The following is a 21,596-nucleotide window of genomic DNA, read 5'->3' on the forward strand; positions in this document are numbered from 1 at the left end:
CCCTTGTTATTCATTAAAGCTAACGTTTCTTTTAATCACTCTCTAAAAATTCCTAAATCCCCTCCTTTTTCTAGACCATTCGTCGCTACTGACGTGACTTCATTGTACCAAAAAAGCGAGTAATGTCTAGGTTTATCAGTGATTTCTAATCAAAAAAAACAGCTAAACTAATATTTGTTTTATTGATTTAAAACTAGACCAGTTAAAAGCGAAGATTGTTCAACAATCCAAAAAAGCCCCCTTACATAGAGGGCGCTTTTTTAATAACGATAAATCATTTGAATTTGGCTAACTCCCCTATCTAATACCTGCTTTGATAACTGTTCATTAATTGGATCTTTTAGGTCTAAGTTACTGAAAGTGATTTTTTCGACATCTTGATAATCCCTTAACGATAACAATAATTCTTCCAAGAATGTTTGCCTTTCCTGAAGTACCAAAACTTGTTTAATAACAAGTCTTTTTTCTGAAATAATCGATGAATAAAAAACAAAACCAATCTCATCCTTCCCATCAGTCACTAAAGCCAGTTCACCTGGTGTAACTAGTCGATTTTGCCAAATGACGACTGGCGATTCTAGCAATTGCTGCTGCTTTGTCACTGGCACTGATTTCAGGACTAAGTGAGGCTTTTTTTGAGGGTCAACTACTTTTAAGTCGATGTGACCGTTTAGAACTTCCGTTAAAGAATTAAAACCAATTTTTTCGTATAATTTAATTGCTTTTGAATTACTTGAAATAACTTCTAACAGCAATTCATCAAGCCCTCGTGCCCTTCCTTGTCCAAGGGCTGCTGTCATTAATAATTGAGCGATTCCTAATTGTCGTTTCCCAGGAATGACTGCCATACCGCCAATCCAACCTTGTTTCTTACCTTGATAGTCTTGCTCGCCATATAATAAAATACCAACTAACTCTCCCCCTTGTACTGCCACTAGCGAAAGGCTTTTAGATAGACCTAAATGAGTAAAACGATCTGCTAACTGAGTTTGACTCATATTAATTGGCACTAAATAATCTGAAAAAGCTAAATTCCAAAGATCAGTTACTTCAGAAAAAGGTAAGTCTGATAGTTTTTTTAAATCGATTTCCATAAGAACTCCTCCTTTATTTTAGTTACTTATAAATAATAAATAGGTTTAAATAATAGTTTAACATAGTTTTTTAAAAGTCTTCACTTTTCACGACTTTCTTCATTAAATGATAAGGTAAGTTTCTTTCATATTTCTTCTAATTTTGTTAAGCTAATTTAAAGGAGCGTGACCTTATGTCAATTTATTCATTTGAAGTTGAAACTGTTAACAAGGAACTAAAATCCTTGAAGGATTATCAAGGGTCTGTTGTCTTGATTGTCAACACTGCTAGTAAATGCGGATTCACTCCCCAATTTACAGGCTTAGAAACTCTTTACGAAAAGTATCAAGATCAAGGTTTTACTGTTTTAGGCTTTCCTTGTAATCAATTTCTTCGCCAAGACCCTCAAAGTAGTGAAGAAATTTTAAGTTTTTGCCAACTAAACTATCAAGTGACTTTTCCGATGTTTGCAAAAATTGCTGTTAAAGGTAAGAATCAAGCACCACTCTTTAATTATTTAGTTCAAAACACAACAGGTAAAAATGTTGAATGGAACTTTACAAAATTTTTAATTAACCGTCAAGGTGACGTGGTCCAACGTTTCGGGTCTAAAACAACACCAGAAGCTTTAACTAGTGAGATTGAAAAACTCCTATAACTATAGGAGTTTTTTTGAGTCTACTAAATGCTCACGCCATGACTTTCCCTACTTTTTTTTCGTTAACGATATTTTTCCTTTCTTTATCTTAGATTTAAAGCTTCTTTTAAGGGCTATTAAAGATAGAATTAGTCATGACATCTTTTTAGGTGTTGTTATTATGAACTTATTGCCAGGAATGTTAGACGGTCGTCTAATAGCCCTTTTTTATTTTATCCTCATTCTTGCTTAACTTGCTTACTTAACTGCTGCCCCTCAAAAACTACTTGAAAGAAGTGGTTTCAGATGACATCTAAGACAGTAATAAAAAATTCCTTACCAATTAAATCTGTCACTTCCCAAGACCTTTTTCAATTACAAGAAACTTTAATCCAACTTCAATCATGGGAAAAAATGTTAACTACCTTTGGCACTTTTTCCACCACAACTTCCCCGCCACTAAATAAAAAGAAAAACATTCGTGACTATTACGCTAACTCCCAAGTCTTTCAACTGTTCTTACAAGATTTTTTCAAACAAACATCAACTCTTGAAAAACAAATTAGCGACTTACAAATTAGAAAAAAGTGATACGAATTCCTTCAAGTAATAACTATTTTTTAACGTTAAAAACCTAACACCTGTCCCTTGTTTCCCAGCTGATATTTTGCTATACTACAAGTGAAAAGAGAGCCTAGCTTTCGCCAGACTCCCTTTCTGTAGAACCGTATCAAACGGTGGCAATTTACGATTAAATAACCGCTAACTGGTCAAAGTTAATGAGCGGTTATTTTTTGTCATTTTTTTGCAATTTAACGATCAAAGCAATCAGAGCGATGGTAAACATACCAAAGCCTAGCATTACTTTAATTGTCTCATACGCAGACAAAAAAGTGTTTCCTTTCTGGAGTGTTTAGCACTTACTTTCATAAGCACCACCTCCTTTCTGAAAACCGCCATCCTCACAACTCTTCTACCTTTTTAACATATCATAATTCAAGGGATGCTCCTAGCATTTACTATTATTTCAGCCTAGTTATCTACCCATAAAAACTCCTCTAAATTCCTCTATTATTTCCTTAACCAGCCTTCTTTAAACTCACTAAGCTTCTTCAAAAACAATTCCCAAAGTAGGCTTTTATTATTGACATAGTGACAGGCCGTCACTTATACTATGTAAGAACAGTGACACTATGTCACTAATTATGTTAGGAGGTGTAAAAATGCCCAAAGAAACCTTTTTTAATTTAAAACCAGATAAGAAAGCAATTGTCTTAAATGCCGCACTGAAAGAATTTTCCCAACATAGCGTCCAAGAAGCTTCCGTTGCTAATATTGTTCGAGATAGTGAAATTTCTCGAGGAAGTTTTTATAAATACTTCGAAGACATCGAAGACCTTTACTACTACTTCTACCACCATATTACTCAACACGCTCACGGTACCGTTATTGAGGCAATCAAAAATGCTGACGGCGACTTATTTAAAGGCTTAGAAGGCTACTTAAAAGAACTCATTCACGCTTTCTCAGATCCTCTTTATCACGACTATTTCAAAGTTCTGTCTTTAAACTTGAACTATGTCACTGAACGTCGCATGGGTTATCAGTCACAAGGAAATCCTCATGGGATGGCAACAAAACCTGAAGAGTTTATTGAAGTGATTGACACTAACTCATTAAATGCTAAAACAAATGAAGAGCTGTTAACCTTTTTTAAAGTTCTCGTACCAGTCGTTCATGAATGTTTGAATGATTACTTTGCTAAAGATTGGTCAGAAGAACAGTTAATGGGCGAATACAGAAATCGTGTCAAATGGTTAAAATTCGGAATCATCCATAATGAATAGGAGAATATATCAAATGAATAAATTAGTCAAAACAAGTACATTTTACGCAGTCTTAGGTTTAGCTTTAGGAGTCTTTTACCGAGAGTTCACAAAAATTAATGGCTTTACTGGGAAAACCCAATTAGCTGTCACTCATACTCACGCTTTAATGTTAGGAATGTTTATGTTCTTAGTCGTTTTAGTTTTAGAAAAGAATTTCAACTTGTCACAATTTAAACAATTTAACCAATTTTATATTGTTTATAACATTGGCTTATTGTTAACAATTGTCATGATGACAATTAAAGGGTCACTGACTGTTTTAGGAAATGAAACAGGTCCTGCCATTGCTGGAATTTCTGGTTTAGGTCATATTATCATGACTGTCGGTATCGCCTTCTTATTCCATAGCCTTTCAAAAGCGGTTAAGTTACAAGTAGCAAATAACTAATAAAACTTGTAAAAAGACGATTTATTCTCGTCTTTTTTTTATTTCCAATGAAAAAACGTTTTTTTTTGAAAATAAGCCATTTTTTCGGGTCGTAACCATTGACCTTTTGACCAATAACCTATAGCATTAATAGAGAAGCATTATGAAAGGATAGGATTGTATGAAAATTGGAATTATAGGTGCCACTGGTAAACAAGGTAATTTAGTCTTATTAGAAGCGTATCGCCGTGGTCATGAAGTAACAGCCTTAATCCGTGATCAAAGTAAGTTAGTTCACGAAGTTCCCTTTATCGAGAAAGAGTTGTATGACTTGACCCCTGCTGAATTAGAAGAATTTGACGTGATCGTTAATGCTTTTAATGCTCTTGATATTATGCCTCAACTCCACCAAACTTCTTTAAGACATATTACAAAAGTCTTAAAAGATTTGGACACTCGATTGTACGTTGTTGGCGGTGCTGGTAGTTTATACATCGATGACAGTAAAACAACACAATTATTTGAAACAGATGATTTTCCAGCTGCATTCTTACCAACTGCCACTAATATGGCAAAAGCCTTAGAAGAACTGCGCAATAGCAAAGGAACGAACTGGACTTATGTCAGTCCCGCAGCAAACTTTGATTTTGAAGGCGATAAAACTGGTCAGTATCAAATTGCTGGCGAAGTCTTAACTTTAAACGCTCAAGGTGAAAGTAGCATTAGCTATCTCGATTACGCTTCTGGCTTAATTGAAATTATTGAGAGTGGCAAATTTAACAAAGAACGAGTCTCACTTGTTTCTAAATAACGTTCTCTGAAAACTCGACTCATGCAGTCGAGTTTTTTTTCTTACAAAAATGTTAGCCTTTTGTTAGGGCTTTCCATGGTCCCCTCTTAGTATTTATTAGATAATCATGTTAGCAACTACTAAGGAGGTTTAATCAAATGAAACACATTTTAAGTTTTTTGACAGTCTTAATTTTAATTGTAGGAACAGCTAGTTATTTTTATTTTTATTCCGGTCAAGATTATTACACAAAAATCACTTCTACCGGGGAATCATTCGTAACTAAAGTAGACGGCACTGAAAAAGAAATCACTGACGTCAGTTACCACCAACTAGCTTTTGATAAAAATGGCAAAGAAAAAGCCGTTGACTTCAACAGTACCCTTGGACGAGATCTACGGATTGGTGCCTATTTAAAATTAACTGTTAACCGTAATAAAGGCGTTCTCAGTTGGGAAGAAGTCACTTATGAGGATCTCCCTGCCTCAGTAAAGAGTCAGTTAAACTAAAGCTAACCAAAGGTATGAGGTCGCTTTTCTCGATAATCTATCGAAGAAAAGCGGCTTCTTTTTAAGTTAATAACAAAAAAGACTTCCGCCCTTTCATTATCCATGAATTCAGCGAAAGTCTTTTTATTGTAAAACAGCCTGAGGCAATAAGTAAACTACGTTCTAGCTTTTATTATTTAACACAATTCCTTTGTACAACCTAACTGTTACTAAATAGTAGAGCATGTAGATACAGCCGTATAAAACGAAAGGCAAGGCAATATACGCATAGGGGTCAGGAATAAATATCGTAAACATTTTCAACCCAATTAACACATGGATGACACCTAGAAAGGCTGGTGCTAAGAAAACAGCTAAGATTTCTTTGCGAATAGAATTAACTAAAAGTTGATGTCTGACACCAATTTTATGTAACATCTCATAACGTTTAATATCTTGATACGCACCTGTTAAAATTTTAAACATTAAACAGCTAGCTAACATCGCTAAAAAGGCTAAGCCTAAGAAGAATCCCATAAACATAAAACCACTAGCCATACTTTGAATTTGTTGGTACATTTGATATTTTCCACCTAGGCCATTGTTACTAGTGCCACGAGCCATCTCAAGGCCATCGATCGTTTTAAAGATCTCTGCGTCTTTTTTGTAATCGGTTACTTTAATGACTGAGGCAGTTGTTTCAGCCCCTTGTAATCCTTCAAATTCATTCCTTGGCACCAGTTGAAACTTGCCACTGTTATCTTCGTACCAGTTACTAATTTGGCTAAATCCGGTAGCGATTTGATAATCATTTTCCATGGAATAAGTGATGTGGGGTTCTAGCCCTTTAAGCTCTTTAAATTCTCCATCAAACTCACCAGGATTCTGAACTAGTAGGGGGTTTTCAGCAATTTCTTCACTAATAAAATAGGTCACTTCTGCGTCTTGTTTCACATGATATGTGACTTCCTTAGTAGCCTTCAGTTTAGTAACTTCTTGACTCATTTCTGAAGTCGGATCATAAATAACTAAATCATAAGGATTGGTTTTTAGTAAGTCCGCCGCAAAATGATTAAAGGCTTGACCGACTGTGACCGCCCCTAATGACAAAGCTAAGAGCATCGTTACTAACCCTAAAACTCTAGCTAAGGCACTAGCCTTGAAACTAAGTTGGGACAAAGTGAATATTCTAATACTTTTGTGGCTGACTCCTTCCCAGTTTTTTAAGCGCTTGACGATAATTGGGACAACTGTTCCAAAAAACAGAAACGTTCCAGGAGTAATCGTTAATATTGCGACTAAAATACCAAATAGTTGGAAGGTCATAATATTAATCATCATGTAGTAACCAACACTTAATAAGATTAATGATAAAACTACGCCTAGAATTGTCACGACTAATTTACGTTGACTCTTCTCAGATTGACTTTCACTATACAATAAATCAAGGGTTCTTGTTTTTTTGAACTGACGAACGTTGACTAACGTCGTAATAAAAAATAAGAGACTGAAAAAAGCTAAGGTAATTAATAGCGCTTTTGGAACGAAGCTTTCATAAGTATTAGACGGTAAATCAATTAATTGGCTTAAGACCGTTCCCATGACTTTAGCCAAGACAGTTCCCACGACTAAACCTAAAACCGTTGAAAGACTGCCAATAAACAAGGTTTCGATACTAATCATCTTGCCAATTTTTTGTTTCTTAGCCCCCAGCATCATATACATGCCATACTCTTTTTTTCTCATCGAAAGTAAAAAGCTATTAGCGTAAAAAATATAAACAACCGTAATAATCGCCAATAAGAAGGCCCCAAACTGAAAGACAATCGCAACCATTGAGACTGTTGGAATATTTTCTTCTAAAAAACTAGTGTTAAGTGATAAGGTTTGAAACATATAAAAAATTGAAATAGCGATGATCAGGCCCATCATTAAGACTAAGTAATCTTGCCATCTTTTTTTGATACTTGTTAAAGAAAGTTTGAGCATCATTTGCTTACACCTGACTTTCTTCAGGATCAATTTCTAAACCAGCTAAGACTGCTAAAATTTCTTGATAAAAAGCTTGCTGAGTGCCTCGGCGATGAAGTTCACGGTAAATCAAGCCATCTTGAATGAATAAGATTCGCTTACAATAGCTAGCACTTACTGCATCATGAGTCACTAATAAGATTGTCGTTAAATAGTCTTCATTTAACCCTTTTAAGGCTTCTAATAAATTTTTAGCATTCTTAGAATCTAAGGCACCTGTTGGTTCATCACCAAGTAACAAATCAGGATTATGAACTAAAGCCCGAGCCGCTGCCACCCGTTGTTTTTGACCACCAGAAACTTCTGTGGGATAACTAGTTAAAATTCGCTCAATATCTAATATATTAGCAATATTTTTTATTTTGTTTTTAGTTTCTTTCACTGATTCGCCTTTCAACGATAAAGGTAGACCAATATTTTGCGACATCGTTAGATTTTCAAGTAAGTTGAAGTCTTGAAAAATAAAACCAATTTTTTGCGCTCTAAAATCAGACAATTGATTATCAGTTAAACCATTAAGACTGGCTCCTGAAATTTCAATTTCACCACTTGTTGGTGAATCTAGAGCTGATAAAATATTTAGTAACGTTGTTTTCCCTGAACCAGAAGGTCCCATAATGCCAACAAATTCACCTGCTAAAACATCAAAGGAAATATCCGTTAATGCTTCGTGTTGTTTTTCACCTTTTTTGCCATACACTTTTTTAATATGACGTGCTTCAATAATTTTTTTATTCATAATAAGCCTCCACTAATAGTTAATAAGTTAATTTCCTTAACTTGATACTCTTAGTTTACCTTGAGACTGAAGGTGTTGCCTTCGATAGTTCTTACAATTTCACCCTTGACCTAACAGTTTTGTCACATCAAAAAACAGCAACTACGGGCCGCTGTTTTAAAGTTTAGACTAAGTTTTTACCGGCTGCTACGTCACAAAGTACGGTAACATCAGGATGGAACTGTAAAATCGAAGCCGGAATCTCTGGGGTTAAGGGGCCGTTAAAAGCTTTAGCTAATATTTCAGCTTTGTCTGCACCACTAGCAATCACAATAATTTTTTTCGTTTGCATTAAAGTCTTCATACCTATTGAAACGTAACAGTCAATTGGCCCATTAAAATCTGGTGACCCTTGAATCATTCCTTGCATGTCTTCAGGAATCATCACTCGGTAACCTGTTTTTTCAAAAGGCGTCCCTGGCATATTAGCAGCAATGTGCCCATCGGCTCCAATGCCCATAATCGCAAAATCCAAGCCACCTGCCTCTATTAGTAATTGATCGATTACTGGGTAAGTCTCTTCATTTAAATAAGTGATTTGGTGATCTTGAATCTGATTAGCCGCAAAAAAGCTTTGATTGATATACTCAAACCGTTTGTAATCAGTTGGTTCAGTACTTAAGTACAAGTTATCTTGTTGAAAAAAATGGACACTTTCAGATACTTGACTATCACTTGCTAACAAGCGCTCATTAATTAGCTCATAGGCCCGGTTAGGTGTTGAGCCGGCGGTCATCGATACATTCAACCTTTCGGAACTAACTAAGTAAGGTAAAATTAAGTTAGCTAAGGTTTGACTCATACTTTCAAGATCTTTTTTTATTAGTGTTTTCATTGTTTTTCCTCCTGTTTTTAACATCTCTTTAATGAACTTCCACCTTGATAGTAGCATATAATTTATCAACAAAACTCCCTCTTCTGTCTTAAAAAAATCATTTATACTAAAAAAAACAAAAGAGGCCTAAGCCAACTTTTGTTTATCCTATTATTTTTAAGGCAATGGTCGAAGCTAAGATTAACGCAATACATAATAAGCGCCGACGATCCGTTGATTCTTGATACATCACAATCCCTAACAAGGCTGTTCCAACTGTCCCAATTCCGGTCCAAATGCCGTAGCCTGTTCCCATAGGAATTGTCTGTAAGGCGTATGACAGCATACCTAAACTACTGCCCATAGTGAAGAAAGATAATAAAATTGCTCGCTTATTGCCTTCAGCAATCCGTTTGATATTCCAAATTCCCAGGACTTCCATTAAACCTGCCCCAACTAACGCTAACCAATCCATTTTAATTAAGCTCCTTTGTCTGATCAGTTTCAATCAATTTTAAGCCTAATATTCCGAGAATTAACGTCCCCATAAACAAGAGCTTCAAAGGGCTGATACTTTCCTGAAAAAAGACTGCCCCCACAATAATACTACCGACAGAACCGATACCGGCAAAAACCGCGTAGACTGTTCCGATTGGTAAATGTTTGGCTGATAATGTTAATAACGTAAAACTAATAACCACTCCAGCCCCAGTTATTAGCCATTCTAAGGCTGTGTTGGCGTGGGCTAGGCCACTTACCCAAACTAATTCAAATAATGCTGCTGCTAAGACTTTTAGCCACTCCTTGGTCATTTGACACCTCTACTAGTTAATTTTTTTCTTCGGTCCAACTTACTAACTGCTCAAATACTTTGCTTTCTAACTCTGCTTCTAATGGTTGACCATCAAAGAGTTGATTATAATACATGCCGTCAACTACCAAGCGGATAATCGTTCCTAAAACAGGATCATAGCCGTCCGTTGTTAACCGTCTTTGGATCACTTCAAAACTATCAAAAAAACTGCGCTCAACTGACTGACTAGCCATTGTGCCAGCGATTAAGGCATTGGTTATATCAGAACTAGAGTTTAAGTCTTCCCGAGCGACTTTGAGCAAAGCTCGTGACCACTCTCCTGGCAAGGACTCTGGCTTATCACCTAATTGATCAATCCGCTCAATGTACTCTTGATCTAACATTTTGGCTAAATCGACTAATAATTGATCTTTATTGGCAAAGTAATACGTCACTCCGCCTTTACTGTAACCAGCGACTTTGGCAACTTCATCGATTGTAAAATCAGCTAAGCCTTTTTCATTCAGTAACTGATTTGCGGCTTGTAAAATTTTTCGGCGTTTTTGCTTTTCTTTCGTCATCACTTCTTCCTTTCTATTTAAAAAAACGAACAGTCGGTTTTTATTTTAGCTTACTTACAGAAACTAGTCAAGCTTGCTAACTTAGAAAAAGACTGAGGACAGCCTGTCCCCAGTCTAATTCATTTAAACTAAACTTAAAATTTTTGCTAAATTTAAATCCCCTGTGTGATTAACCCGATAATCCGCTTCTTTCATCGATTCTGGGTCACCAACACCAACTGAAAACATTTGTGCTTGATTAATGGCAGTAATTCCAGCCGCCGCATCTTCAACCCCAACACATTGACTTGGCACTAACCCTAGTTGGCTAGCCCCTTTTAAGAAAATTTCTGGGTCAGGTTTACCTTGAGCCAAGCTTTCAGGGTCCACGATTGTTTCAAAGTAATCAGCCAAGGCTAACTTTTCAAGAATCATTGGGCCATTTTTACTAGCTGAAGCTAAGGCAAGTTTGATTCCTTGGTCTTTTAAATCTTCTAAAAGAGTTAAAATTCCTGGTAAAATGTCTTTCGGAGTGACATTTTCAATCAATTTAACATACTCAGCATTTTTTTCAGCAGCTAAAGCAGTCTTCTCTTCTGCTGAGAAATCTTGACTGCGCTTGCCATGAACTAAGATGCGTTCCAATGAGTCCATTCGGGAAATGCCTTTCAATTCTTCATTAAATTCTCGATCAATCTCGATTTCAATCGTTTTAGCTAAGTTTTTCCACGCTTGGTAATGATATTCTGCTGAATCCGTAATAACCCCATCTAAGTCAAAAATAAAGCCTTTAATTGTCATTCTTTCTGCCGTCCTTTTAAAAAGACAATCAAAGAATCCCTTTGATTGTCTTCGTATTTTTAAAGTGTTACTGTCAGTTCTGTTTCTAAGACTAATGCTTCATCAAATAAATTTAATTTAAGGGCTTCGCCGGCTAATAAACGAATGCTAACCTTTTGATGATCGACGCTGATTTCTAATAACCGTCCTTGGTAATTGACTTTAAACGAATACCCTTGCCAGTTTTTCGGCGTGAAAGGTTTAAAGCTTAATTGGCCATCTAAAGTCCGCATACCAGCAAACCCATGAACGACAGATAACCAGCCACCACTCATTGACGTAATGTGTAACCCATCTTCAGTGTCGTTATTATAGTTATCTAAGTCTAGGCGAGCTGTTCGAGCATAAAGTTCGACGGCTTTTTCTTCCATGCCTAGTTCTGCCGCTAAAATACTATGAATACTTGCGGATAATGAGGATTCATGAACTGTTAAAGGCTCATAAAAGTCAAAGTTTTGTTGTTTTTCTGCTTGAGTGTATTCATGATTTAAGAAATATAACCCTTGCAGAACGTCTGCTTGTTTAATGTATGGCGAACGTAAGACTTTATCCCATGACCAGTTTTGATTCAAAGGTAAATCCGTTGCCGCTAAACTCGTAACTGGTTGTAAGTCTTTATCTAAAAAGGTGTCGTGTTGGACAAAAATGCCTAAGTCTTCATCGACAGGATAGTACATTTTAGTAATTATCTCTTGCCACTTGGCTTTTTCAGTTTCTGAAACGGCTAATTCACTAGCTTTTTCCGCTGAAACCTTCGTTAAGCTAGCTAAAGTATAACGAAGAACCCACGTTGCAATTGTATTCGTGTACCAGTTATTGTTTACGTTGTTTTCATATTCGTTAGGCCCAGTCACCCCATGAATCATGTATTGGTCATTCCGTTCTGAATAATGAACTCGGTCTTGCCAGAAACGGGCAATTGCCACTAAGACATCAATGCCTTCATTAACTAAATAAGTCTCATCACCAGTGTAGGTCGTGTAATTATAAATAGCATGAGCAATCGCCCCATTTCGGTGAATTTCTTCAAAGGTGATTTCCCACTCATTGTGACATTCCACCCCCGTAAAGGTTACCATCGGGTATAGTGCCCCTGCTAAGCCTTGCTGTTTAGCGTTATGGAAAGCCCCTGGTAATTGTTGGTGACGGTATTTTAAGAGTTGCTCAGAAACAGCTGGCTCCGTTACTGATAAATACATTGGCACAATGTACGCTTCTGTATCCCAGTAAGTTGCTCCACCATATTTCTCACCAGTAAAGCCTTTTGGTCCAACGTTCAGTCGAGCATCTTCGCCGTAATAAGTTGCAAATAATTGGAAGATGTTAAAACGCATCCCTTGTTGGGCTTCGTCGTCTCCTTGAATGACAACATCGGCTTTTTCCCAACGTTGACTCCAACCGTGACTGTGAGCGGTTTTTAGCTCTTCCCAGCTACTGTCTAAAGCCTTTTGTAATAACGTCTCAGCCTGACTCACTTGTTGCTCTTCAGGGACATCACGACTAGTGACGACACCTACATATTTTTCTAATGCAATCGTTTCCCCTGAGTTCACTTGATAAGTGTAAGTTTCAGATACTAACTTTTCACTTTCAGTCTGACTTTTAACTCCGCCAGTCGTTTTATTTTGCATACTTGTCGTAACGCTAAAGCGTGGTGTGCCAAAAGGATTTTCTAACGTTTCCATCGTTAAACTCGGAGTTACTCCCAAGTGACGATTTTTTTCTAGCCAAAAGTTTTCATCGTAGTTACTGTCTTCATTTTGGACATTGCCATCTAGCTTCGGTGTCAGTTTGATTTCTGCAGAACCAGCTAAAACCTCGACTGTGACTTTAATTAACGCTAACTCTTGTTGAGCCACACTGACATACCGTTCAAAAGTTAATTTCGCTTGGACTTCACCGACTGTCACTGTATAAGAACGATTTAAAATCCCTGTTTTCAAATCTAATTCTAAGTAAAAATCACGATAGTCCACAGTTGCTAAATCAATGTTAGTTTGATTAATCTGGACATCAATGCCGATAAAATTAGTGGCGTTAATGACTTTACCAAAATAATCTGGGTAGCCGTTTTTCCACCAACCTACGCGAGTTTTATCAGGAAACCAGACACCAGCAATGTACGTTCCTTGATGGCTATCTCCAGAATAGCCTTCTTCGAAGTTACCTCGCATGCCCATATAGCCATTTCCGATTGAAGTCAGACTTTCTTGCAAGCGCATATTTTCCGCATCGAGAGTGGTTGTTTTAATTTTCCACGGATCTATTTCAAATAAACGTTTAAACATATTATATTCTCCTTTAGTTCATTAGTTTAGCGAGTGTTCGCCCCTGTTTGACCATTCACATAGTTATCATCAAAACGAGTCGTTACAAAGACACCTAACAACATCATGACTAAGCCTAAAGATTGAATACTTAAAACAAGTGTCATATCAAAACTAATTAAACCGACAATCATTCCTAGTAACGTACTTAAGCCTAAGGCATTTAAAATTAAATTCACTGATTCTTGAAAGGTTTTAACTGATGATAAATCATTTTTACGAGTTAACCAGATAAAGAATGAACCACCAAAAACTAAGATTAAGCTACTGACTAAAATTAAGCTGCCACTCATTAAAATCATTGTAAAGGCGACAAAGGCTTTATTTTGCTTTAACCACTGGCTACTGATCCCTTGTTTCAGTTCTGCCAGCGTCTCAAAGTTTTGTGGACTAAAGTCTTTTGTGTAAGAGACTTTAAAGTCGTAACCCGCTTCATCTTTCATTAACATCGTTGTTTGATTAAAACTAATGCCGTTTTTCAGATCGGCGATTGCTTTGTCTGTTAAGTTGAAACCAACTGTGTTTGTTTCGTTAATAAAGCCTTGCCTAGGGCTTTTTAATTCCCCATCAGTGAAATCAGCTTGCTGAATTTCAGCTAAAACTTCGTCATCAAGTGTTTGGAACATTTTCGGCATAATTTCACCTAGTTCAAAATTACTTGATTTTGCCATATTCATCGACACGGGAATTAACAATAATGCTGTTAAGAATATAAACACAATTACCATCTGCCACCTTGATAACCCGTGACGACCTTTGAAAATTTTCTTAGGCGTAAGTGTATTAGCAAAATAATTCATTGGAAATGGTAAGTTTTTCATTGGTTTCATCCTTTTTTAACCTTTCGTTCCACCTGCAACTAAACCTGAAACAAAGTGTTTTTGCAAGAAGAAGAATAAGGTAGTTATTGGTACTGCAATTAAGATTGCACCAGCTGCAAAGAGGGCGACTTTTTGGTCTTTAGAGTTACTAATAAAAGATTGTAAACCAACAGCAACGGTAATTTTGTCTTGTGAACGTAATAAGAAACGGGCTAACATAAAATCACCGAAAGGTCCCATAAAGGCCCATAATGCTTGGACAGCAATCATTGGTTTAACTAATGGTAAAATAATTTGCCAGAAGATTCTAAAGTGGCCTGCCCCATCGAGCTTAGCTGACTCATCTAAATCAATCGGCACAGTGTCGAAATAGCCTTTCATTAACCAAGTATTCATTGGAATCCCACCACCGATGTAGATCAGAGTTAAGAACCAGTATTGATCTAAGGCATCTAATAAGAAGGCCATGACGTAAAAGGCTGTTAAAGCTGCCATCGTCGGTACCATTTGAATAATTAAGAAGAATTTCAAACTGCCTTTTCGACCAACGAAACGGTAACGACTATACGTATAGCCAGCTAAAGTAACTATTGTCACTTGGCAAATCATCGTGAAGAAAGCAATGACTAACGTATTTTTATACCAACTACCATACAAAGTTTCGGTAAACAGACGTTGGAAGTTTAGTAAGGTCCACTTACTATTAAAATCTAAGCTAAAGGCACTGACGTTACCGGCTTTAAAAGCTGAACTGACGGTAATCAGTAATGGATAAATCACGATAATTGATAAACATGTCATAAATAAGTAAGTAAAAAACTTAGTCCAAAAAGTCATCACTTTTTGCGATTTGGCTTTTTTCATGATTACATCCCCTCCATATCAAAGGCTTTAGTTTTCTTAAAGACAATTAGTGAGACACTAATTACAATGGCTGAAATTAATAAAGTTACAGCGGCTGCCACTGAGTATTGCGGTGAATTCCCTGTCGTTAGTTTGTAGATCCAGGAAATCAAAATATCTGAAGAGCCTGCTCCACCACCGACACTGCCTGGGCCACCGTTATTAAAGAGATAAATCATTGAGAAGTTATTAAAGTTCCCAGTGTATTGCGTAACAAAGATTGGTGCTGCTACATATAAGATCATTGGTAAAGTAATTTGACGGAAACGTTGCATCGCATTCGCCCCATCAATTTTAGCTGCCTCGTATAAATCTTCTGGAATCGACTGTAAAATCCCAGTGACCATCACGTAAATATAAGGGAAGCCTAACCAACCTTGAATCATAATAATTGCAACTTTCGTCCAAAATGGATCGGTCTTCCAAGGAATGGCTGCAATATCGACAAAGGGCAAGTTATTAAAGAAGGGAATGACTTGAGCGTTAATTGCACCGATACTGTCATTGAAAATATTTGAGAAACTCATGATTGTAATAAAGGCTGGCACTGCCCAAGGTAATAAGAAAATCACACCGAAAATCCGGCGACCTTTAATAAATTGTTGATTGGCAATAACCGCAGTGAAAACTCCTAAAACAATTTGTAAGGTTGAGGCACATAAGGTCCAGATTAGCGTCCAAGATAGAACGGCGCCAAAAGTATCACGATAAGAACTTAAGAAAAAGATACTGAAGAAGTTCTTAAAGCCGACCCAGTCAATTAAATTCGCTGGTGGAATATGGTAGAAATCGTAGTTAGTAAAAGCCATAAACAATGTCACCAGGACAGGGAAAATAATAGCAAATGTCATTACAATATAAGCTGGCAATGTTAGTAAGTAAGGAAAACCATTGTCTAACATATTATGGATAATTTCTTTTGCAGTCACATTTACTTTCATTCCTGAATTCCATCGTTTCGCTACAACTTTTGCATCTCTGACATTAATGAAGTAAAAAATTAAAAAGATTGCCGTAATAATTATTTGTAACGTTCCTTCGATCATTAAGAATAGTGAGTGGTCATCGATTGCGACACTTCCTAAAGTAATAAATCCTTGAATTGCGCCAATTCCGAATAAGACCATTTCAATTATAAATACCACAAAAATACTGAGAAAGAAGACACCTTTAAATTTTTGTTCATTATAAAATTGTCCTAAACCTGGGATAAGCGATAAGAGAGTTGCTTTTTTAACGTCTTTTTTATTGGTTACATGAGTATCCATCTTTTTTTCTCCTATTCTTAAAAAATTCGGCAGAGCCCTTTAGACTCTGCCGAAAATCTTTTTTCAATCTAGCCGAGTATCAGATTCGATTGTTTGTTAGTGCAAATTTATTTAGCATATTTTTGCGCAATTGCGTCGTCAATAATTTTAACGGCTGCATCAGCGGCTTCTTGAGCACTTTGTTTACCTGAAGCGGCATCAAACATTAAGTTTTCGCCACCAGCCCAAACTTCACCCATCTCTGGAATGTTTGGCATTGGATCAGCACTTGCGTATTGATCAATCACGGCTTTCGTAATTTGATCGTCACCAGCAGCTGCAATGTCACGAGCTTTGTTGTTAGCTGGGACTTCGTTGGTAATTTCGTATAATTTTGTTTGGTTTGCTTCATTTGTTAAGTAGTCGATGAATTTTTGTGCAACTTCTTTGTTTTTAGAGTAATTGCTGACAACCCATGCTTTACCGCCACCAAAAGCTTCGTATTCTTTACCGTTAACTAATGTTGGAATCTTAGCTACGCCAAAGTTAACACCTGAGTCTTTATAGTTAGCTGCTGCCCAAGGGCCATCAATAATCGCTGCTGTTTTGCCTTCAATAAATTGGTTCGTAATGAAGTCGCCGGCACTTTTAACGTCTTGCATCCCTTTTGGCCAAACATCGTTGAACCAAGTGTTAGCATATTCGATTCCTTCAACTGCGCCTTTACTGTTTAAACCAACATCACTTGGATCTGTTCCGTCATTACCAAAGACATACCCACCGTAACCAGCTAGTAAACCGTAAGCTGAATAGAAATCAGTCCATTTAGCTAAGAACCCAACGTTTTTGCCTTTTTCCGCTGCAAAATCATATTTAGGATCTTTCGCAATTTCTTCTAAGTCACCAAAAGTTGTTGGTGCTTCAGTAATTAAATCTTTATTATAGTAAAGAACTAATGTTTCGATAATGGCTGGTTCACCGAAGAATTTACCATCAACAGTTACTTGAGATTTATCTGTGTCATTATAATCAGCATCGTTACCTAATGTGACTTCAGTTAAATGCCCTTGTTGTCCTAAAGGTCCTAAGCGGTCATAAGCTGACATCATCACATCTGGTGCTTTCCCAGCTGGGCCGTCAAGCGGTAGCGCTTCTAATTGTTCAAACATGTCTCGCTCTGTTAGTTCAATTTTAACGTCATTTTCTTTCTCGAAGTCACCTTTCAGTTCTTCAAGATATTTAATGTAGCCTTTATCGACTGAAATTTGTAAAGTCTTGTTGTCTCCACTAGCTTCTTCTTTAGCTTTCTCTTTGCTGCTACCACATGCTACTAGTGTCAATGCTAAACCAGAAACTAATAATCCTAAGCCAACTTTTTTCAAACTCTTCTTCATCAATAATACCCCCTGTGTGTTTTTGTTTTTCTGTACACCTTTATTATGTGTTGTTACAAGGACAATTGCAATCGCTATCTCCTTGTTACCGCTAACAGAATGAAAACGCTCTACTACTTTTCTTCAACTAAGACGATAAAGCCTTTCGGTAACACTTGACCCTTGTCACTTGAAACATGACGGCTCATGGCAACTTCCTCAGCGTCTTTGATCTCAATTGGCATTGCTACTGTGCCACGATTAAAGTAACTAGTAATGACTTCTTTCTCTGTCACACGTTTGAAACCAACAAACTGTTGACTATCATCGGCGATGATAAATTCTAAGGTCCCATGAGACAAGGTCTCTTGATGATTTTTACGCAAATTAATTAACTCTTTCGTAAAGGCTAAGAAGTCTAAGTCTTGTTTCTCAGTTTCCCAGATCATACATTTACGACAATCCGGATCATTTTCACCAGTCATCCCGATTTCAGTCCCGTAATAAATACAAGGGGAACCATGTTGTAAGAAAGTAAAGGCTAAAGTCATTTGGGCAACAGCCTTGTCTTCCCCAGCAATCGTCAATAAACGAGCGGTATCGTGGGAGTCTAACATATTAAACATCACTTCATTGGTTTGTTGACGGTATAGCATTAATTGCTCATTTAAGCCACTAACCATGTTACTAGCTGAGATACTTTCTGCTACAAAGAAGTTTTCAATTGTTTCAGTATACGCGTAGTTCATCACAGCGTGGAACTCGTCACCGTTTAACCAGCTTTGGGAAGAGTGCCAAATTTCACCTAAAATATAGAAATCTTCTTTCAGCGCCACTGTTTCTTCGTAAAACTTCTTCCAGAAATGATGATCGACTTCATTGGCAACATCTAAACGCCAAGCGTCAATATCAAATTCCTTAATCCAGTAAGTCGCAATATCAAGAAGATATTTTTGAACTTCAGGGTTTGCTGTATTTAATTTAGGCATTCTTGGCGTAAAGGCGAAAGTATCGTAAGAAACTGTCTTTTGACCTTCCTCATTGCCATTCGTCCCAAATTCGACTGGGTAACTATGAACGTGGAACCAGTCAGCGTACTGAGATTTCTCTTCGTTTTTAATCACGTCTTGCCACTGAGGTGCATGGTAACCCATATGATTGAAAACAGCATCTAACATGATGCGAATGCCCCGTTTATGAGCTTCTTCAACTAATTGTTTGAATAACTCTTTATTACCAAAATCAGGGTCAATTTCGTAATAATCTATTGTGTCGTACTTGTGATTACTATGAGCTTTGAAAACTGGACAGAAATAAATCCCATTAATGCCTAAATCAACTAAGTAGTCTAAATGGTCAATGACACCTTGTAAATCGCCACCAAAGAAATCTTCCCGATCTGGGTGCTCTTTACTGCCCCATGGCAATGTTCCTACTGGATCATTACTTTTATCCCCATTATCAAAACGTTCAGGGAAAATTTGGTACCAGATTGTTTTTTTGACCCATTCAGGTGATTTGAACCGATCAACTTCTTGGAAATAAGGCATTCTGAAGTAGTTCTCAGCTTTAGCTGTGACTGCTTGACTGTAAGGGAAGATGCCCCGATCACCGTAAAAGACTATCTCATCATCGGTTCCAACAACTTTAAAGCCATATTGCAAACGGCGGAATTCCGCATTCGTTTCGATTAACCAATAATCAAACTCCTCAGTAGTAGTTAGTAAGCTCATTGGCTCAGACTCTAAATTCCAGCGGTCTTCATGTAATAAATAAGGATCTCCTTTAATTACTTGAACTTCTTTCACATCATTTTTCTTAGTTCTTAAACGAATATGAAAGTTATCTTTTTTGTATAAGTATGCAAACTCACTGTCTGGTCGGTGTAATAAGGCTGATTTTTCCATTAATATTTTTCCTTCTTTCTTAAACTAGGCTTTTGTGATGACTAAGCTACCGTATGCTGGTAACTTAATCGTTGATTCTAAAGGCAGTTCTCCTTGGTAATTACTTAAAAGACGATCATAATCACTAAGGACCACTGGCAACTCAACAACTTGTGAACTTTTCGTTAAGTTAGTAATTACTAAAGCAACTTCTTCATCAAGTTGGCGCCGGTAGACATACGTCTCATCGGAACTTGGTAATAAGTCAAACGTCCCTTGGCTAAAGAGTGGTTCTTTTTTCAGTTTCAAGAGTTTTTTGTAATAATTTAAGACACTCTTTGGATCGGCTGTTTGTTCCGCCACGTTGTAACGACTTTCTTGATTAACCCCACTCCAAGGTTTGGTTTTTGAAAAACCACTGTATGCTTGATCATTCCATTGCATGACTCCTCGGCTAGCTTCTTTATTAATACTAGCTAGTTTTGCTAAAGCTTCTGATGCCGTTACTCCTTGAGCTAACATGTTTTGATAATCAGCTTTGGCTGCTGGATCATGGAAGCTAGCAACATCATTAATAGTTAAATTTTTCATGCCGATTTCTTCGCCGTATAAAATAATCGGAATGCCTCGTTGTAAATACATCAAGGTTGCTAACATCTGACTACTTTCTGTTCGGTAAACTTGATCATCACCAAAACGGGAGACTAAACGAGGCATGTCATGATTGTTCCAATATAAAGTAGGGTAACGTTCCTCACTTAAATGACTTTGCCATGAAACCATCCCTTCTTTAAATGCCTTCACATCTAAAGCGACTGGTTGTAAACGCTCAGGTAAGCGTGGGTCTTCAGCGACTTGTTTCTCTGGAAAACACTTAAAGCTAACTACTGTTTCACATTGCTGATTTACTAAGTCCGTGTAAGCCACTGCTAGCTCTTCTGTCGCTGAAGCTGCTTCCCCGAGGAAAAACAAATCGGCTTTAAGTTCTCGGAGTTGCCCTAGAAATTCACCTAAGTAAGTTTGAACTTTAGGTAAGTTAGCGTAATACTCTTCTGCTAAAGCGACTTCCCCAACTGGCACTCCAGGAACTTGTTGGCTAAAATCGGCTTTTGCCATATGGATAAAGGCATCTAAGCGGAAGCCATCTACCCCTTTATTGACCCAATATTTAGCGATGTCTAACATGGCGTTGCGAACTTCGACGTTTTCCCAGTTTAAATCTGGCATTTTTTTATCGAAGAGATGAAAGTAGTATTCATCAGAATTGGTATCTTTTTCCCAAACGCTACCACCAAAGAAAGATCCCCAGTTATTCGGTAATTTTCCCTGTTCTCGTGGTTTTTCCCATAAATAATAATCTCGATAAATATTATCACGACTTTTACTTGCTTCCAAAAACCAAGGGTGTTGGTTCGACGTGTGATTCAAAACTAAGTCTAGTAAGACTTTCATCCCCCGGTGGTGGGCTTCATTAATTAATTCAGTAAAGTCTTGATCCCTACCAAATAGTGGATCAATGGCGTAATAATTTGAGATATCATAACCATTATCAACTTGTGGAGAAATAAAAATCGGGTTCAGCCATAACGTATTAACACCTAAAGACTGAATATAATCAAGCTGCTGAGTAATTCCTTGCAAGTCACCTATGCCATTATTAGCGGTGTCTTGAAAACTTTTTGGATAAATTTGGTAAACGATGCTTTCTTGCCACCAATGATTTGTCATACTAATGCCCCTTTCAACTTCTATTTAACTTAACACAAGCATACAAAATGTTACTCGTAACAGCAAGGCGATCTGGCATGATACCGGTAACAAGATTTATTTTACTATTTTTGATAATTTATTCAAAAGTATACCACTTAACTGCTAGTTTTGTATTTTTATAACTTACTAAAGTTATTTATTTCCCCGCCCGCCTTTTACTGTCTTTAGCAAAAAAAGAAGTTGAATTGAGGCAATTGCTCCTCAGTTC

The 21,596-nt window shown here is 37.1% G+C and carries 22 protein-coding genes; 6 read left to right on the forward strand and 16 right to left on the reverse strand.

Features of this window, described 5'->3' with window-relative positions; translation table 11 throughout:
* Window positions 1-260 precede the first annotated feature (260 nt).
* On the reverse strand, window positions 261-1,094 hold the full coding sequence (locus CBF35_RS02380; protein WP_126778281.1) for a GNAT family N-acetyltransferase: 834 nt from the start codon (window positions 1,092-1,094) through the stop codon (window positions 261-263).
* Window positions 1,095-1,267: 173 nt separating this feature from the next.
* Here CBF35_RS02380 and CBF35_RS02385 point away from each other — a divergent pair, with 173 nt between their 5' ends.
* The gene (locus CBF35_RS02385) at window positions 1,268-1,732 is read left to right on the forward strand and encodes a glutathione peroxidase (protein WP_126778282.1); all 465 of its coding nucleotides are present in this window, start codon (window positions 1,268-1,270) and stop codon (window positions 1,730-1,732) included.
* A gap of 285 nt (window positions 1,733-2,017) precedes the next feature.
* Window positions 2,018-2,302, forward strand: coding sequence for a hypothetical protein (locus CBF35_RS02390; RefSeq protein ID WP_126778283.1), 285 nt, complete (start codon window positions 2,018-2,020; stop codon window positions 2,300-2,302).
* A gap of 196 nt (window positions 2,303-2,498) precedes the next feature.
* Here CBF35_RS02390 and CBF35_RS15000 read toward each other — a convergent pair whose 3' ends face one another.
* On the reverse strand, window positions 2,499-2,600 hold the full coding sequence (locus CBF35_RS15000; protein WP_314209238.1) for a putative holin-like toxin: 102 nt from the start codon (window positions 2,598-2,600) through the stop codon (window positions 2,499-2,501).
* A gap of 334 nt (window positions 2,601-2,934) precedes the next feature.
* Between CBF35_RS15000 and CBF35_RS02400 the strand changes: the two genes are divergently transcribed.
* From CBF35_RS02400 to CBF35_RS02415, 4 genes are all read left to right on the forward strand, one after another.
* Window positions 2,935-3,558, forward strand: coding sequence for a TetR/AcrR family transcriptional regulator (locus tag CBF35_RS02400; RefSeq protein WP_170174688.1), 624 nt, complete (start codon window positions 2,935-2,937; stop codon window positions 3,556-3,558).
* Window positions 3,559-3,571: 13 nt separating this feature from the next.
* The gene (locus CBF35_RS02405; RefSeq protein WP_126778285.1) at window positions 3,572-3,988 is read left to right on the forward strand and encodes a DUF2871 domain-containing protein; all 417 of its coding nucleotides are present in this window, start codon (window positions 3,572-3,574) and stop codon (window positions 3,986-3,988) included.
* Window positions 3,989-4,148: 160 nt separating this feature from the next.
* A complete protein-coding gene (locus CBF35_RS02410; protein WP_126778286.1) occupies window positions 4,149-4,778 on the forward strand; it encodes an NAD(P)-dependent oxidoreductase in 630 nt (209 codons plus the stop codon).
* Window positions 4,779-4,915: 137 nt separating this feature from the next.
* The gene (locus CBF35_RS02415; protein ID WP_126778287.1) at window positions 4,916-5,266 is read left to right on the forward strand and encodes a YxeA family protein; all 351 of its coding nucleotides are present in this window, start codon (window positions 4,916-4,918) and stop codon (window positions 5,264-5,266) included.
* A gap of 162 nt (window positions 5,267-5,428) precedes the next feature.
* On the opposite strand, the gene CBF35_RS02420 is transcribed toward CBF35_RS02415, so the two are convergent.
* The 14 genes from CBF35_RS02420 to CBF35_RS02485 all read right to left on the reverse strand — a co-directional run bounded on the left by CBF35_RS02420 (window position 5,429) and on the right by CBF35_RS02485 (window position 21,346).
* A complete protein-coding gene (locus tag CBF35_RS02420) occupies window positions 5,429-7,237 on the reverse strand; it encodes an FtsX-like permease family protein (protein ID WP_126778288.1) in 1,809 nt (602 codons plus the stop codon).
* Window positions 7,238-7,241: 4 nt separating this feature from the next.
* Entirely contained in the window at window positions 7,242-8,015 is a 774-nt protein-coding gene (locus CBF35_RS02425; RefSeq protein WP_126778289.1) for an ABC transporter ATP-binding protein, read from the reverse strand.
* A gap of 163 nt (window positions 8,016-8,178) precedes the next feature.
* Entirely contained in the window at window positions 8,179-8,889 is a 711-nt protein-coding gene (locus tag CBF35_RS02430) for a 6-phosphogluconolactonase (RefSeq protein ID WP_170174689.1), read from the reverse strand.
* A 142-nt stretch (window positions 8,890-9,031) separates the two neighbouring features.
* Window positions 9,032-9,343, reverse strand: coding sequence for a DMT family transporter (locus CBF35_RS02435; RefSeq protein ID WP_244922552.1), 312 nt, complete (start codon window positions 9,341-9,343; stop codon window positions 9,032-9,034).
* Between the two features lies 1 nt (window position 9,344).
* Window positions 9,345-9,680 (reverse strand): DMT family transporter, encoded by a 336-nt coding sequence (locus tag CBF35_RS02440; RefSeq protein WP_126778291.1) that lies wholly within the window; start codon window positions 9,678-9,680, stop codon window positions 9,345-9,347.
* A 16-nt stretch (window positions 9,681-9,696) separates the two neighbouring features.
* Window positions 9,697-10,242, reverse strand: coding sequence for a TetR/AcrR family transcriptional regulator (locus CBF35_RS02445; RefSeq protein WP_126778292.1), 546 nt, complete (start codon window positions 10,240-10,242; stop codon window positions 9,697-9,699).
* Between the two features lie 123 nt (window positions 10,243-10,365).
* A complete protein-coding gene (gene pgmB / locus CBF35_RS02450; protein WP_126778293.1) occupies window positions 10,366-11,022 on the reverse strand; it encodes a beta-phosphoglucomutase in 657 nt (218 codons plus the stop codon).
* Between the two features lie 59 nt (window positions 11,023-11,081).
* A complete protein-coding gene (locus CBF35_RS02455) occupies window positions 11,082-13,349 on the reverse strand; it encodes a glycoside hydrolase family 65 protein (protein WP_126778294.1) in 2,268 nt (755 codons plus the stop codon).
* Window positions 13,350-13,375: 26 nt separating this feature from the next.
* Complete coding sequence (locus CBF35_RS02460) at window positions 13,376-14,209, reverse strand: DUF1189 domain-containing protein (RefSeq protein ID WP_170174690.1); 834 nt, start codon at window positions 14,207-14,209, stop codon at window positions 13,376-13,378.
* Between the two features lie 15 nt (window positions 14,210-14,224).
* Window positions 14,225-15,073 carry a sugar ABC transporter permease gene (locus tag CBF35_RS02465; RefSeq protein WP_126778296.1) on the reverse strand — a complete coding sequence of 283 codons (849 nt, stop codon included), beginning with the start codon at window positions 15,071-15,073 and terminating at the stop codon, window positions 14,225-14,227.
* Window positions 15,074-15,075: 2 nt separating this feature from the next.
* Window positions 15,076-16,380 carry a carbohydrate ABC transporter permease gene (locus CBF35_RS02470; RefSeq protein ID WP_126778297.1) on the reverse strand — a complete coding sequence of 435 codons (1,305 nt, stop codon included), beginning with the start codon at window positions 16,378-16,380 and terminating at the stop codon, window positions 15,076-15,078.
* Window positions 16,381-16,487: 107 nt separating this feature from the next.
* On the reverse strand, window positions 16,488-17,756 hold the full coding sequence (locus CBF35_RS02475; RefSeq protein ID WP_280530450.1) for an extracellular solute-binding protein: 1,269 nt from the start codon (window positions 17,754-17,756) through the stop codon (window positions 16,488-16,490).
* 110 nt (window positions 17,757-17,866) lie between these two features.
* Window positions 17,867-19,639 (reverse strand): glycoside hydrolase family 13 protein, encoded by a 1,773-nt coding sequence (locus CBF35_RS02480; protein WP_126778299.1) that lies wholly within the window; start codon window positions 19,637-19,639, stop codon window positions 17,867-17,869.
* A 24-nt stretch (window positions 19,640-19,663) separates the two neighbouring features.
* Complete coding sequence (locus CBF35_RS02485; RefSeq protein ID WP_244922553.1) at window positions 19,664-21,346, reverse strand: glycoside hydrolase family 13 protein; 1,683 nt, start codon at window positions 21,344-21,346, stop codon at window positions 19,664-19,666.
* Between the last annotated feature and the right edge of the window lie 250 nt (window positions 21,347-21,596).

Source organism: Vagococcus salmoninarum, from assembly GCF_003987495.1.
In the GTDB taxonomy this organism is placed as follows: domain Bacteria; phylum Bacillota; class Bacilli; order Lactobacillales; family Vagococcaceae; genus Vagococcus_D; species Vagococcus_D salmoninarum.

Excerpts from the sequence above, each read along its gene's own strand:
- CBF35_RS02480 (WP_126778299.1), bottom strand. The coding sequence starts at position 19,639 with ATGGAAAAATCAGCCTTATTACACCGACCAGACAGTGAGTTTGCATAC.
- CBF35_RS02465 (WP_126778296.1), bottom strand. The coding sequence starts at position 15,073 with ATGAAAAAAGCCAAATCGCAAAAAGTGATGACTTTTTGGACTAAGTTT.
- CBF35_RS02410 (WP_126778286.1), top strand. The coding sequence starts at position 4,149 with ATGAAAATTGGAATTATAGGTGCCACTGGTAAACAAGGTAATTTAGTC.
- CBF35_RS02460 (WP_170174690.1), bottom strand. The coding sequence starts at position 14,209 with ATGAAAAACTTACCATTTCCAATGAATTATTTTGCTAATACACTTACG.
- CBF35_RS02440 (WP_126778291.1), bottom strand. The coding sequence starts at position 9,680 with ATGACCAAGGAGTGGCTAAAAGTCTTAGCAGCAGCATTATTTGAATTA.
- CBF35_RS02445 (WP_126778292.1), bottom strand. The coding sequence starts at position 10,242 with ATGACGAAAGAAAAGCAAAAACGCCGAAAAATTTTACAAGCCGCAAAT.
- CBF35_RS02430 (WP_170174689.1), bottom strand. The coding sequence starts at position 8,889 with ATGAAAACACTAATAAAAAAAGATCTTGAAAGTATGAGTCAAACCTTA.
- CBF35_RS02485 (WP_244922553.1), bottom strand. The coding sequence starts at position 21,346 with ATGACAAATCATTGGTGGCAAGAAAGCATCGTTTACCAAATTTATCCA.
- CBF35_RS02400 (WP_170174688.1), top strand. The coding sequence starts at position 2,935 with ATGCCCAAAGAAACCTTTTTTAATTTAAAACCAGATAAGAAAGCAATT.
- CBF35_RS02425 (WP_126778289.1), bottom strand. The coding sequence starts at position 8,015 with ATGAATAAAAAAATTATTGAAGCACGTCATATTAAAAAAGTGTATGGC.
- CBF35_RS02420 (WP_126778288.1), bottom strand. The coding sequence starts at position 7,237 with ATGATGCTCAAACTTTCTTTAACAAGTATCAAAAAAAGATGGCAAGAT.
- CBF35_RS02380 (WP_126778281.1), bottom strand. The coding sequence starts at position 1,094 with ATGGAAATCGATTTAAAAAAACTATCAGACTTACCTTTTTCTGAAGTA.
- pgmB (WP_126778293.1), bottom strand. The coding sequence starts at position 11,022 with ATGACAATTAAAGGCTTTATTTTTGACTTAGATGGGGTTATTACGGAT.
- CBF35_RS02455 (WP_126778294.1), bottom strand. The coding sequence starts at position 13,349 with ATGTTTAAACGTTTATTTGAAATAGATCCGTGGAAAATTAAAACAACC.
- CBF35_RS02405 (WP_126778285.1), top strand. The coding sequence starts at position 3,572 with ATGAATAAATTAGTCAAAACAAGTACATTTTACGCAGTCTTAGGTTTA.
- CBF35_RS02415 (WP_126778287.1), top strand. The coding sequence starts at position 4,916 with ATGAAACACATTTTAAGTTTTTTGACAGTCTTAATTTTAATTGTAGGA.
- CBF35_RS02385 (WP_126778282.1), top strand. The coding sequence starts at position 1,268 with ATGTCAATTTATTCATTTGAAGTTGAAACTGTTAACAAGGAACTAAAA.
- CBF35_RS02390 (WP_126778283.1), top strand. The coding sequence starts at position 2,018 with ATGACATCTAAGACAGTAATAAAAAATTCCTTACCAATTAAATCTGTC.
- CBF35_RS02470 (WP_126778297.1), bottom strand. The coding sequence starts at position 16,380 with ATGGATACTCATGTAACCAATAAAAAAGACGTTAAAAAAGCAACTCTC.
- CBF35_RS02435 (WP_244922552.1), bottom strand. The coding sequence starts at position 9,343 with ATGGATTGGTTAGCGTTAGTTGGGGCAGGTTTAATGGAAGTCCTGGGA.